Origin of the sequence: Sphingomonas sp. AOB5, assembly GCF_029433115.1 — a bacterium.
Classification (GTDB): domain Bacteria; phylum Pseudomonadota; class Alphaproteobacteria; order Sphingomonadales; family Sphingomonadaceae; genus Sphingomonas.
On the sequence record NZ_JARNTV010000041.1, the window covers coordinates 1 to 12447 of the forward strand.

The window sequence follows — 12447 nt, forward strand, 5'->3', positions numbered from 1 at the left end:
CCCCCCCCGCGCCGGAAGCGGCACCGGCTCCGGAAGCCACGACCACGGCGCCGGAGGCTCCTCCCGCACCCGAGGCGACGCCGACGCCGGAGCCGACCCCTGCTCCTGAAGCGACCGCCGAACCCGAGGCCGCGGACAAGAAGAAGCCCAAGCCGGACTGATCGTTCGCATCATGGCGAGGCGGCCGTCGGAGTTCAGCTCCGGCGGCCGTTTTCGTTTCGGCCGCAGCGTTGCCGGAACAACACATGGGAAGACAAATGCGATAAGATGAAATCAATCAGCGGTGAGATGATGATAATTGCGAAACTATGAGGCTATTCATGGGTTGATAGTGAGAATGCGAGAGTTGTTCTCTCAATTATTTCTCATCTTCACTATAGGTCGCAAAGGAATTTGACATGTTGAAATATGTTCTTCTTGCCACTTCTGTCGCGATCGCTTCGCCGGCATTTGCACAGGACGCTCCGGCGAGCGAAACGACCGCTCCGGCACCTGCTGAAGCTCCGGCTCCCGCGCAGACTGCGCCCGAGGCCGAACCCGCCCAGCCGGCGCAGGACGCGACCGGCATGCCGGAAAGCGCGCCGCCTTCGGCCCAGACCGCCGAACAGCCTGCGCCGACCGAGCCCGCAGCACCCGCTCAGGCTCCGGCCGAGACTGCTGCGGTGACTGAGCCGGCTCCGGCCCAGCCTGCCACCGACCAGACGCAGGTCGCGCAGGTCGTGAACACCGAGTTCGCCACCTATGACGTCGACAAGGACGGCGTGCTGAACAAGGCCGAGTTCGACACCTGGATGAACACGCTGCGCAAGGCGGCAGAGCCCGGCTATGTCGCCGAATCGCCGGCAGGCAAGACCTGGCTGACCCAGGCTTTCACCCAGGCCGATACGGACAAGAATGCGAAGATCAATGCAGTCGAGCTGACGGCATTCCTGACGCCGAAACCGGCTTCGTAAGCCGGGAACGCATCTTCAGATCGCCATGGAACGGCCGCCCTTGTGGCGGCCGTTCTTGCATGAGGTCAGTTTCCGCGTGCCTTGCCAAACGCATAGGTGCGAGCAGCGGCGATGCCATTGGTCACGGTGTTGTCACCCGATGCGAGGGTGCCGTTGCAGGCATAATCGAGTGCGTTCTCGTTCAGCGAGTTGGGTTCGGCCGTGCTGAAATCGGTGGTGCCTTCCTGCTCGCCGATCTTATCGCTGCCGAGATAGGCTTCCATATAGGCGTAGCGGAAAGTGCGGTTTGTGCAGTTGGCGTTGAAGCGGAAGATGTAATTGTCCGCGCCGGTCGGCCGCACCGTCGTGGCGGCGAGGACGATGTTGACCCAGCGATCGTTTTGCGCGCCGGTGACGTTGCTGCCGACCATCGCGGCGCCCAGCTCGTTCTTGCCGAGATAGCGATAGCTCTGCGTGTCCTGCGCGGCGGCGGTGGTCGCGGTGGCGGCGCAGATGGCCAGTGCGGCAAGCGTGGTGCGGATCATGTCAAGTCTCTCCCTCGACAACGAAGCTAGCCCGGCGTGACGCGAGACCGCAATATCTCAGATGAGTCCTTGCGCGCGCAGGCTGACATGGCCGCCGCTGCCGATGACGATATGGTCGTGCACCGCGATGTTGAGCCGCTTGCCAGCTTCGATCACCTGCCGCGTGATCTCGATATCGGCACGGCTGGGGGAGGGGTCGCCCGAGGGATGGTTGTGGACGAGGATGATCGCCGAGGATCCGAGATCGATCGCCCGGCGGATCACTTCGCGGACATAGACAGGCGCCTCGTCGACCGAGCCTTCGTTCATCAGCTCGTCGCGGATGAGCAGATTCTTCGAATTGAGATGCAGGACCCGGACCCGCTCGATCGCATGGTGCGCCATGTCCGCGCGCAGATAGTCGAGCAGTGCCTGCCAGTTGGACAGGACCGGCTGTTCCGTCACCTGCGCGCGCGTGAGGCGGAGGGCTGCGGCATGCGCGGCCTTGAGCGCGGCGACCGAAGTTTCGCCCATGCCGGACACGCGGGCGAGCCGCTCGGCATCGGCGGTCAGCACGCCTGCGATGCCGCCGAATTCCTTCAGCAGCGCCTTGGCCAGCGGCTTGGTATCGCGCCGGGGGATGGCGAGGGCGAGGAGATATTCGACCAGCTCATGATCCTGCAGCGCATCCGGCCCGCCTTCGAACAACCGCCGGCGCAGGCGCGCACGGTGGCCGTTATTGTCGGGTGCATCGGACATGCCGGAGGCGTAACAGAGGGGTGACCGCGTGCGCAATCTCTCCTCTTCCGCGAAAGTGGGAGAGGGCTAGTGGCCCGCTTGCGCCGCGGCGCAGCATGCCGGTGTTGACTCGGGGATCACCCCTTCCTAAAGCGCGCGTGCCTTGGCGGGTTCGCCCTCGGCACATGCGCTTGGCCCCGGTCCGAAACGGTTTGGAGGAGAAGCGAAATGGCTGAAAACGAACCCGGACCGGAACCCCTTCAGGAGGATGCTCGCCTCACCTCGCTCGACGCGAGATTGCGGCAGGCAAAATCGGAAGAGGCGACCAGGAACGGCGAGGCACGGGGCAAGGGCGACGACGGATACCGTCTCGGCAACCGCGTGCTGGCCGAACTGGTCGGGGGAATGGTCGGAGGGGCCGTAGTCGGCGGTGCGCTCGACTATTGGTTCAAAACCTCGCCCTGGCTCCTGCTCGTGCTGCTGTTCCTCGGAATCGCCAGCGCCTTCAGGAACATCATCAGGATTTCAAACCAGCGCTCGAAGTGACGCTTCGGGCGCTTTGGTTACAGGACGGAACCAAGCGTGGCTGCTGAATCAGGCAAGATCGACCCGATGCACCAGTTCGAGGTGCAGACGATCTGGGACGGCTTCAATATCGCCGGCCATCAGATCGCCTTCACCAACTCGGCACTGTGGATGTGCGCGGCCGTCGTCGTGCTCTGGGTGTTCATGCTGGGCGGCATGAAGCAGCAGGTCGTTCCGGGCCGCTGGCAGATGCTGGTCGAGAATTTCACCGGTTTCGTGAGCAAGCTGGTCGACGACAATATCGGCAAGGGCGGTCGCAAGTACCTGCCCTATATCTTCTCGCTGTTCATGTTCATCCTCTTCGCCAACCTGCTCGGGCTGTTGCCGCTGGGCCTGTTCGGCATCCATCCCTTCACCTTCACCAGCCACTTCACCGTCACCGGTGCGCTGGCGATCATGAGCTTCTCGATCGTCCTGATCGTGGGCTTCTGGAAGCATGGGTTCCACTTCTTCAGCCTGTTCGTGCCCAAGGGCACGCCGCTGCCGATGGTGTTGATCATCTTCCCGATCGAGCTGGTGTCGTTCCTGTTCCGCCCCTTCAGCCTCGGCCTGCGACTGTTCGTCGCGATGATCGCCGGCCACATCCTGCTGAAGGTGCTTGCGGGCTTCGTGATCAATTCGGCCAATGCCGGCGCCCTGTGGGGCGGCGTGGTGGGCATTCCCAGCTTCACCCTGATGGTCGGCGTGTCGGCACTCGAAGTGCTGGTTGCCGGTATCCAGGCCTATGTCTTTGCGCTGCTGACGTCGCTGTACATCCACGACGCCGAGCATCTGCACTGAGTTTTTTCGTTACCAACCAACTGAAATTTACGCAGGAGTGATTTGAAATGGACGCAGAAGCAGCAAAGCTCATCGGTGCGGGTCTCGCGGCGATCGGCGCCGGCATGGCCGCCATCGGCGTGGGCAACGTGTTCGGTTCGTTCCTTGAAGGCGCGCTGCGCAATCCGGGTGCGGCCGATGGCCAGCAGGGCCGTCTGTTCATCGGCTTCGCGGCCGCCGAGCTTCTCGGCCTGCTCGCGTTCGTCGTGGCGATGATCCTGATCTTCGTCGCCTAACTTTCTCCGATCCGGGCCGGCCCTAGCGCCGGCCCGCATCCGGTAGGATTGAAATGCCACAGATCTCCCAACTCGCCGAGACCTTCGCGTCGCAGCTGTTCTGGCTGCTGCTGACGTTCGGGATCGTCTTCTTCGTCATCGGCAAGATGATGCTCCCCAAGGTCGTGTCGACCGTCGATCAGCGCGACAAGAGCGTTGCCGACGATCTCGCCGCCGCCGAGGCCGCGCGCGCCGCTGCCGACGAGCAGGAAGAAGCGTGGCGGCTGCGTGAGAATGCGGCACGCGAAGCGGCCCAGAAGCGCGTCGGCGAAGCCCGCGCCAAGGCCGCGCTCGCGACCGAGAAGACCCTCGCCAAGGCGAATGCCAAGATCGAGGCGAAGGTGACCACCGCCGAGACCAAGATCGCGGAAGCCAGCGCTGCTGCAGCTGCCGAGATCGAAGCCGTGGCGGCGGATGCCGCGCAGGACATCGTTGCCCGGATCGCCGGCGCGAAGGTGACCGATGCGGACGCGAAGAAGGCAGTGAAGGCGGTGCTCAATGGCTAATGCGCATCAGGCGGCCGACGCGATGGTCGCGCACAATCTGAGCGAAGCCGAGCACGGCAAGGGCATGCCCGTTCCCGATACCGGCGTGCACGCCGTGACCGTCGAGCATGGCGGCCCGAGCGAGGGCCATCATGCCGAGCCGAACATTTTCGGCATCGACGCGACCATCTGGGTCTCGATCTCGATGGCGGTGTTCATCGGCATCCTGATCTGGAAGAAGGTTCCGGGCCTGATCACCCGCGGGCTGGACAGCCAGATCGCGGCGATCCGTTCGCGGCTCGAGGAAGCCAAGGCGCTGCGCGCCGAGGCCGAGGCGCTGCGCGACGAATATGCCCGCAAGATCGCCGGTGCCGAGGCAGAAACCGCCGCGATGCTGGCGCATGCCGATCAGGAAGCCGCGCTGGTGATCGCCAAGGCGGAAGCCGATGCGAAGGACCTGACCGCGCGCCGCACCAAGATGGCCGAGGACAAGATCGCCGCCGCCGAGCGTGCCGCGATCACCGAGATCCGCGCAAAGACCGCCGATGTCGCCGCCAAGGCTGCTGCCGCGATCATCGCGGACAAGCATGGCGCGGCTGCCGACAAGCCGCTGGTCGACAAGACCATTGCCGGGCTGGCACGCATCAACTGAAGCGAGCCACGATGGACAAGCGGAGCGCCCCGGTGGAGACGCCGGGGCGTTCGCGCATCTGGCGGGTTCGCAGTGCGCACGAATATCGCAATATCGGCGCCAAGCCGTTGCCACCTACGTAAAATTCCGTAAGACCGGGGCATGGCCAACACCCGCCGCGACCTCGGGCTGATCGCACTCGTTATCGGCTTCGTCCTGCTCGCCTCGGCGGTGCTGGGGACGCTGTGGCTGTTCCGCGAACAGCAGCAGTCGCAACGCTGGGTGGTGCACACGCTGCGCACGCAGGAGCAGCTGCGCGCGGTGTTGTCCGACCTTCAGGATGCCGAGACCGGACAGCGCGGTTATCTGATCACGCGAGATCCCGAGTATCAGCGGCCCTATATCGAGGGGAAGAAGCGGCTCACGGTCGACCTCCAGACGCTGCGGGATCTGCTGGCGGACAATCCCGCGCAGCTGGCGCGGCACGATCGGCTTGCGGATCTTGCCCAGCGCCGTGTGGCGCGGCTCGATATCGGTGTGGGGCGTGCGAAAGATCTGTCCTATGAGCCCGGCGCGGATATGCGCGGCGGGGTCGGCAAGCCGCTGATGGATGCATCGCGCGCGACGATCGCGGAGATGCTGTCAGCCGAGAGCCAATTGCTCGATCAGCGGATCGCGACGGTACAGCGCCAGGCGTGGCAATTGAGCGTGTGGCTGATCCTGTGCCTGGTCGCGACCGCCTTGCTGGCCTGGTTCGCCACCCGCAACGCCCGCGAGCGCGCCACCGCGGCGATCACCGCAGGCGAGGCGCTGGAAACGGCCAATGCCCGGCTGATGGAGGAAGCGGCGCAGCGCGAGGCTGTCGAGGCGCAGGTGCGCCAGATGCACAAGATGGAGTCGGTCGGCCAGCTGACCGGCGGCATCGCGCACGACTTCAACAACATGCTCGCCATCGTCATCGGATCGCTGGACATGGCGAAGCGGCGCATGGCCAAGGACCCGCGCAAGGCCGAGGCGAGCATCGACAATGCGATGCAGGGCGCCGAGCGCGCGGCACAGCTGACCGCGCGGCTGCTAGCCTTTTCGCGCCAGCAGCCGCTGGCTCCGCAGGCGCTGGACGCGAACAAGCTGGTCGGCGGGATGAGCGAGCTGCTGCGCCGGACGATCGGCGAGACGGTGCAGTTCGAGACCGTACTGGCGGGTGGGTTGTGGCCGGCATTCATCGATGCGGGTCAGCTGGAAAGCACGTTGGTCAATCTGTGCGTCAACGGCCGCGATGCGATGCCCGAGGGCGGCCGCCTGACCATCGAGACCGCCAACACCCATCTCGACGAAGGCTATGCCGCGTCTCACAACGAAGTGACGCCCGGCCAATATGTGATGGTCAGCGTGACCGATACCGGCATCGGCATGCCTGCGGACGTGATCGAGCGTGCCTTCGATCCCTTCTTCACCACCAAGGGGGTGGGCAAGGGCACCGGGCTGGGCCTCAGCCAGGTGTTCGGCTTCGTCAAGCAGAGCGGCGGCCATGTGAAGATCTATTCGGAGCCGGGCGTCGGGACGACGGTGAAGCTCTATCTCAAGCGTCACTTCGGCGCGGCCGAACAGGTGACGACCGTGGCGCACGAAGGCGATCTGCCGCGCGCGAAGAGCGGCGAAACGGTGCTGGTGGTCGAGGATGAGGAGCGGGTGCGCCAGCTGTCGGTCGAGACGCTGCGCGAACTCGGCTATTCGGTGGTGCATGCGGGCACGCCCAACGCGGCGCTGGAACTGATCCGGTCCGAGCCGCGGATCGACCTGCTGTTCACCGACGTGGTGATGCCTGAGATGAACGGGCGCCAGCTTGCGGAGCGGGCGGCGGCGATCCGGCCGGGGCTGAAGGTGCTCTACACCACCGGCTATACGCGCAACTCGATCGTCCATAACGGCGTGCTGGACCATGACGTCCATTTCCTCGCCAAGCCCTTCACCGTCGCCCAGCTGGCGACGAAGGTGCGGCAGGTGATCGACGCCGAAGCCTGAACCTTCGGGCATGAAAAAGGGGCCTGCGCCGTCGTGGCGCAGGCCCCTTTTCGTTCGATGGTCCGATCAGCGCGGCAGGCGTGCGCGGGTATCGGCGAACGGATCGCTGACGGGCGTGCCGCCGGCCTTGGTGCAGGAATAGCGCATCATCGTTTCATCGATGCTGCCGGGGTTGGGCGTGCGAATCTCGTTGATCGTGTACGAGGCTTCGGTGCCCAGCGAGTTCCCGCTCTTGTCGTAATAGGTATATTCGAGCGTGCGGAACGAGTTGGCCGAGCAGTTATACTCGACCTTCACCGCGGTGAACCAAACCGGCGTGTCGCCCAGCGCCTTGGCATAGCCCGAGAAGGTCAGCGCGGTGGTCTTTCCGCCGGCAACCCGCAGCGAGCTGCCATCGACATAGGCGGTCATCTGATCGTTGCTGCCGACGCGTGCCCAGCTCTGGGCGGAAGCGGCGGCGGGGAGCATCGTTACCGCGAGTGCGGCAGCCATCAACATACGCATGGTATCTCTCCTTATCCTTGGAACGGTGTGGTTATCAGCGCGGGAAATTCGCTTCGGTGTCGCGGAACGGGCTGATCGACGGCGTGCCGTTGCGGCCCTGGCAGACATAGAGGTAATAGCGTTCGTCGATGCTGCCGGCGCCCGGCGTGCGGTTCTCGTTGATCGTGAACGAAGCCTCGGTGCCCATCGATTGCCGGTCGCGGCCGTAATAGGTGTATTCCAGCGTGCGGAAGGTCTTGGCGCGGCAATTATATTCGATCTTCACCGCCGTGTACCAGACGTTGGTGTCGCCCAGCGCCTTGGAATAGCCCGAGAAGGTCATCGCCGTGCGCTTGTCGCCGTTGCGGACGATCGAGGTGGCGTCGACATAGGCGATCATCTGGTCGTTGCCACCGACCTTCATCCAGTCCTGGATGACCTGAGCCGAAGCCGTGGCGGAGGGCATCGCCGCAATCAGGGCGGCGGCAGCAAGCATACGCATCGTTGTTTTCCTTCTTATGGCCAGATTGAAGTGTTCAGCGATCGGTGAACGGGTTTGCGACGCGAACGGCGCGTTCGCGGCTGATGTTGCAGACGAAATCGAGGGCGTCGCCGCCGACCGTATTCTTGCCGGCGTCATGCTCGGCGAGCTGATCCGGATCGGTCAGGTTATGGAGTTCGGCGCCGCTATCGTCCTGGGCGCGGAACAGGCGGTAGCGCGCGACGCGGCGGCTGCAGTCGAACTCGACGATGGTGGCGACCGACTTGACCCGGGTCGTGGGCGACGCGACCGGATAGACCATGACCTGATCGACGCGGGTCCAGGTGCCGGTCTTCTTCAGGCTGCCCAGATCGATATAGGTCTTGCCGCTTTCGTTCGAGACGACGCGCCACCAGTCGGCGGCAGCGGCAGGCATCGGAGCGGACAGCAGCGCGGCGGCAATGAGGCCGGAAATGGCATGCATGATCGATCCCCCACGAAACGCGCAGCTATCCTGCCACGGTGCGGGTGTGAACGGAAGACCGTATCGCGCTGCTATCGTACCGAAATCGCTCCGGCCGTGGTCACCTTATTTCGGTTTGCGGAAGCGGTAGATGAACTGATCGGTGCGGCCGCGGATCGAGGGGTGGAACACATTGGTCGTGTGCGGGTCCTCGGCATTGCGCAGCAACGGGCTTTCACCCTCGAACACGAAGCCCACGCTTTCCAGCTCGGCGCGTGCCGCGGCGGGATCGATACGATGGAGCGCATCCGGTGCGGCAAAGCCCGGATCGGTGTTGGCGACATGATCGATCACCAGCAGCACGCCGCCGGGTTTGAGTGAAGCGAAGAGCTGGCCCGCGATCGCCTTGGCGGCGCCCGGCGGAGCGAATTTCAGGTGGAGATCGTGATAGTTCTGGACGGTGATGATCGCGTCGAGCGATTCCGGAAAGGCGATCTGAGCCAGACTCATGCGCAGCGGCGTGACATTCTTGTAGCCCGCGACCGCGGCATCCTGTTCCTTCGCATAATCGGCGCGATAGGTGATGAACTCGGCGGCCTGATAGGCATAGACATGGCCGCTGGCGCCGACGAGCGGAGAGAGGATGCGGGTCCAGTAGCCGCCGCCCATCAGGAAATCGGCGACCTTGTCACCCGGCTTGATCCCGGCAAAGGCGAGGATCTCGCCCGAATGGCGCGCTGCGTCGCGGTCCTTTTCGGCCTGGGGGCGGGCCGGATCGGCGAGCGCGGCGGTAATGGCGGGCGATACCGACTGGGCTTGGGCGGCGAGGGGTGCGGCGATCGACAGCAGCGCGGTGGCGAGAAACAGCTTCATGGCGACTCTCTCCTGTGGGTGTTTTACTGCACTATGACACATGTTCGTGATGGTTCAAGGTGGCGCGTCTGGCCAGATTAACCCGTCGCCCCACTCGATGAGATTGTCGGTGATCCTCAGTACGCCATCAACCAGCTCGATCCGATAGGCGGTCTGGCCAAAGGTCTTGCCGATGGCGATATCCAGCGCGCCGCCAGCGGGGTGCGGGGCGGAGAAATGCAGTTTTCGGGTGTCGGGATCGTGATCGGACGGCCATCCCGTGGAGCAGGGTTTCCAATAGTTGTCGTCGCGCGACCAATAGCGCTTGTATACCGCCATTTTACGGTCGATCAGCGGTCCCAGTATATCTTCTTCACCGGAACGTTCGTGATATTCTAGGTCGAGGGCCAGCATTTCGGCATCGTAGCGAGCAGCCAGGTCCCGCGCGGCGTCGAACAGGGCGGAGTTTGTGTTCGAGATGTCTGTCGGCGCGCTCTCAATCCGAATGCTGAGGAACACCGAGCTGCTGTCATTCACGATGCAACGGTAAACGCCATCGGCCCCGGCATCATGCGCGGCGAGCGCGATCAGCGGCTGCAATTCGTCGAACGTCACGATCTGCACCGGTGTTGTCAGCGCAGCGAGCCCTAGCCTTTCGCCATCTGCTTTGAGGCGGGTGGCGTCGGCTTCACGATCAGACACAATCGACGGATTGGCCCAGCCCCACATGAAACTGCGGTCGCTCGGATCGAAGCTGCCGAGGACTTCGGCGCGGAGTACCAACGCGTGACCCTCGCCAAAACGCAACACCAGCTCTCCGGTGTCTTGATCGAACGTGTAGTCCTGCTCAAGGCCCAGCGCGTGCTCGCGCGCGAGCAGGATGTTCTGGCTGGTCAACCATGCACAAGCCTCGCGCAAGCGCGGCGCAAATGCATCGACCGGGGCAAGCCGGGGATATGTTGTTCCGCCACCGCCGAACAACGAGAGCGTCTGATCCACTCGGGTGACGCGGCCCAGCGCGTCGCGTTCGACCTTTGCTCCGGGGGGAGCGGCGCCTTGGTCGCCGGTCATCAATTTACGCAGCCAGTCCAGCACGGCCATTCCTGTCAGTGTGCTCGAGCAAAAGTGCATCCAGCCAACAATATGACGATGACGGGTCGACGCCGGTCGTGGAAGCGTTTCCTGCACCGTTGCCGACCCGCAATGCCTATCCTAGATCAGCGTGACAGATGTCCGACCCCAATTCCCCCAATCGCTTCAACGAGGAAAAGGCGACCTATGCCGTGCGCGGCGAGGGGACGCCCGATCTCGACGCGGGCGTGGCGGCGATCCGCAATGTGCTGAAGACGCTGCCCGCGCGGCCGGGCGTATACCGGATGCAGGATGCGCGCGGCGACGTGCTGTATGTGGGCAAGGCGCGGGCGCTGAAGAACCGGGTGACCAACTATACCCAGGTCCAGCGCCTGTCGAAGCGGCTGCAGCGGATGGTGGCGCAGACCCGGTCGATGACGATCGTCACCACCAACAACGAAGCCGAGGCGCTGCTGCTCGAGGCGCAGCTGATCAAGCGCTTCCGCCCCGCCTACAACGTGCTGCTGCGCGACGACAAAAGCTTCCCCTTCATCCTGCTGCGTGGCGATCACGCCTTTCCGCGGGTCCAGCTCCATCGCGGCGCGCGCAAGGCCAAGGGCGACTATTTCGGGCCGTTCGCGGGCGCGGGGCAGGTGCGCAAGACGCTCAACGCGCTGCAGAAGCTGTTCCTGCTGCGCAGCTGCACCGACGGTTTCTTCTCGACCCGCGACCGGCCGTGCCTGCTGTACCAGATCCGCCGCTGCTCCGCGCCGTGCGTCGGGCGGATCGACGAGGCGGGCTATGCCGAGCTGATGGCCGACGCGAAGGACTTCCTGCAGGGTAAGTCGACCAAGGTGCAGGCGAAGCTGGGCGAAGCGATGCAGGCGGCGGCCGAGAATCTGGACTTCGAACAGGCCGCGGTGCTCCGCGACCGGCTGAAGGCGCTCACCTTCGTGCAGGGCAGCCAGGCGATCAACGCCGAAGGGGTGGGCGATGCCGACATCTTCGCGATGGCACACAAGAATGGCGTGATGGGCATCCAGGCCTTCTTCATTCGCGGCGGCCAGAATTGGGGGCATCGCAGCTTCTTCCCCGCGCACACCAGCGACGTGCCCGAGGATGAGGTGCTCAGCGCCTTCCTGATGCAATTCTATGAGGAAGTGCCGCCGTCGCGGAACGTGTTCGTCGATCGCGACCTGCCCGAGGCCGAGCTGCTGGCCGAAGCCATGGCGGAACGCGCCGGCCACAAGGTGGCGCTCAGCGTGCCGCAGCGGGGCACGCGGCGGCGGCTGATGGAGCAGGCGCAGCGCAATGCGCAGGAAGCGCTCGACCGGCGGCTGGCGGAAAGCACCACGCAGGCGAAACTGCTGGCCGAGGTGGCGGACCTGTTCGAACTGCCCGAGCCGCCCGACCGGATCGAGGTGTACGACAACTCGCATATCCAGGGCACCAATGCGCTGGGCGCGATGGTGGTGGCGGGGCCCGAGGGGTTCCGCACCGGCCAGTATCGCAAGTTCAACATCAAGCGTGCCGAGACCATCGCGGGCGACGATTTCGGGATGATGCGCGAAGTGTTCTCGCGCCGCTTCGCCCGCGCGCAGGCCGAGGATCCGGACCGCACGCAGGGCGACTGGCCCGATCTGGTGCTGATCGACGGCGGCCGTGGCCAGTTGAACGCTGCGCTGGGCGTGCTGGAGGATCTGGGGATCGAGGATGTCTGCCTGGTCGGCGTCGCCAAGGGGCCGGACCATGGCCGCGAGGGCCGCGAGGTCTTTCACCTTATGGACGGGCGCGAACTGACCCTGCCGGTCAATTCCCCGACCCTGTTCTATCTCCAGCGCCTGCGCGATGAGGTCCACCGTTTCGCGATCGGCGCGCACAGGCAGAAGCGCAGCAAGGCGATCGGCGCCAGCCCGCTGGACGAAGTGCCCGGCATCGGCCCCGCACGGAAAAAGGCGCTGCTGATGCACTTCGGCACTGCCCGCGCGGTCCGCGGTGCGAGCCTCGAGGACCTGCAAAAGGCGCCAGGGGTCAGCAAGGCGATGGCGCAGCAGCTTTACGATTACTTCCATTCGAGTTAAATACT

General features: G+C 64.5%; 15 protein-coding genes. 8 read left to right on the forward strand and 7 right to left on the reverse strand.

The genetic code is table 11. The features are described 5' to 3' along the window. The first annotated feature begins 398 nt into the window (after nt 1-398). Nucleotides 399-953, forward strand: a complete 555-nt coding sequence (locus P1X14_RS15375) for a hypothetical protein (protein WP_277316274.1) — start codon at nt 399-401, stop codon at nt 951-953. A 65-nt stretch (nt 954-1018) separates the two neighbouring features. On the opposite strand, the gene P1X14_RS15380 is transcribed toward P1X14_RS15375, so the two are convergent. Both P1X14_RS15380 and radC read right to left on the reverse strand, forming a co-directional pair. Continuing rightward, on the reverse strand, nt 1019-1477 hold the full coding sequence (locus P1X14_RS15380; protein ID WP_277316275.1) for a hypothetical protein: 459 nt from the start codon (nt 1475-1477) through the stop codon (nt 1019-1021). Nucleotides 1478-1534: 57 nt separating this feature from the next. Next, a complete protein-coding gene (radC, locus tag P1X14_RS15385) occupies nt 1535-2215 on the reverse strand; it encodes a DNA repair protein RadC (RefSeq protein ID WP_277316276.1) in 681 nt (226 codons plus the stop codon). A 207-nt stretch (nt 2216-2422) separates the two neighbouring features. Here radC and P1X14_RS15390 point away from each other — a divergent pair, with 207 nt between their 5' ends. The 6 genes from P1X14_RS15390 (at nt 2423) to P1X14_RS15415 (ending at nt 7011) form a co-directional block, all read left to right on the forward strand. Next, nucleotides 2423-2740 carry an AtpZ/AtpI family protein gene (locus P1X14_RS15390; RefSeq protein ID WP_277316277.1) on the forward strand — a complete coding sequence of 106 codons (318 nt, stop codon included), beginning with the start codon at nt 2423-2425 and terminating at the stop codon, nt 2738-2740. A gap of 36 nt (nt 2741-2776) precedes the next feature. Next, the gene (locus tag P1X14_RS15395) at nt 2777-3559 is read left to right on the forward strand and encodes a F0F1 ATP synthase subunit A (RefSeq protein WP_277316278.1); all 783 of its coding nucleotides are present in this window, start codon (nt 2777-2779) and stop codon (nt 3557-3559) included. Between the two features lie 47 nt (nt 3560-3606). Then, nucleotides 3607-3834: a F0F1 ATP synthase subunit C gene (locus P1X14_RS15400; protein WP_044330387.1), complete on the forward strand. Its 228-nt coding sequence runs from the start codon at nt 3607-3609 to the stop codon at nt 3832-3834. 53 nt (nt 3835-3887) lie between these two features. Next, nucleotides 3888-4379, forward strand: coding sequence for an ATPase (locus P1X14_RS15405; RefSeq protein ID WP_277316279.1), 492 nt, complete (start codon nt 3888-3890; stop codon nt 4377-4379). Further along, nucleotides 4372-5010: a hypothetical protein gene (locus P1X14_RS15410; RefSeq protein WP_277316280.1), complete on the forward strand. Its 639-nt coding sequence runs from the start codon at nt 4372-4374 to the stop codon at nt 5008-5010. Before P1X14_RS15405 ends, P1X14_RS15410 begins: the two co-directional genes overlap by 8 nt. Nucleotides 5011-5151: 141 nt before the next feature. After that, on the forward strand, nt 5152-7011 hold the full coding sequence (locus tag P1X14_RS15415) for a CHASE3 domain-containing protein (protein WP_277316281.1): 1860 nt from the start codon (nt 5152-5154) through the stop codon (nt 7009-7011). A gap of 66 nt (nt 7012-7077) precedes the next feature. Here P1X14_RS15415 and P1X14_RS15420 read toward each other — a convergent pair whose 3' ends face one another. From P1X14_RS15420 to P1X14_RS15440, 5 genes are all read right to left on the reverse strand, one after another. Then, nucleotides 7078-7515, reverse strand: a complete 438-nt coding sequence (locus P1X14_RS15420) for a surface-adhesin E family protein (protein WP_277316282.1) — start codon at nt 7513-7515, stop codon at nt 7078-7080. A 34-nt stretch (nt 7516-7549) separates the two neighbouring features. After that, nucleotides 7550-7996: a surface-adhesin E family protein gene (locus P1X14_RS15425; protein WP_277316283.1), complete on the reverse strand. Its 447-nt coding sequence runs from the start codon at nt 7994-7996 to the stop codon at nt 7550-7552. 34 nt (nt 7997-8030) lie between these two features. After that, complete coding sequence (locus P1X14_RS15430; protein ID WP_277316284.1) at nt 8031-8459, reverse strand: surface-adhesin E family protein; 429 nt, start codon at nt 8457-8459, stop codon at nt 8031-8033. A 105-nt stretch (nt 8460-8564) separates the two neighbouring features. Next, nucleotides 8565-9311, reverse strand: coding sequence for a methyltransferase (locus P1X14_RS15435; protein ID WP_277316285.1), 747 nt, complete (start codon nt 9309-9311; stop codon nt 8565-8567). 54 nt (nt 9312-9365) lie between these two features. Next, entirely contained in the window at nt 9366-10391 is a 1026-nt protein-coding gene (locus P1X14_RS15440) for a DUF6882 domain-containing protein (RefSeq protein WP_277316286.1), read from the reverse strand. Nucleotides 10392-10519: 128 nt separating this feature from the next. Between P1X14_RS15440 and uvrC the strand changes: the two genes are divergently transcribed. Further along, entirely contained in the window at nt 10520-12442 is a 1923-nt protein-coding gene (gene uvrC / locus P1X14_RS15445) for an excinuclease ABC subunit UvrC (protein WP_277316287.1), read from the forward strand. Nucleotides 12443-12447: the final 5 nt, after the last annotated feature.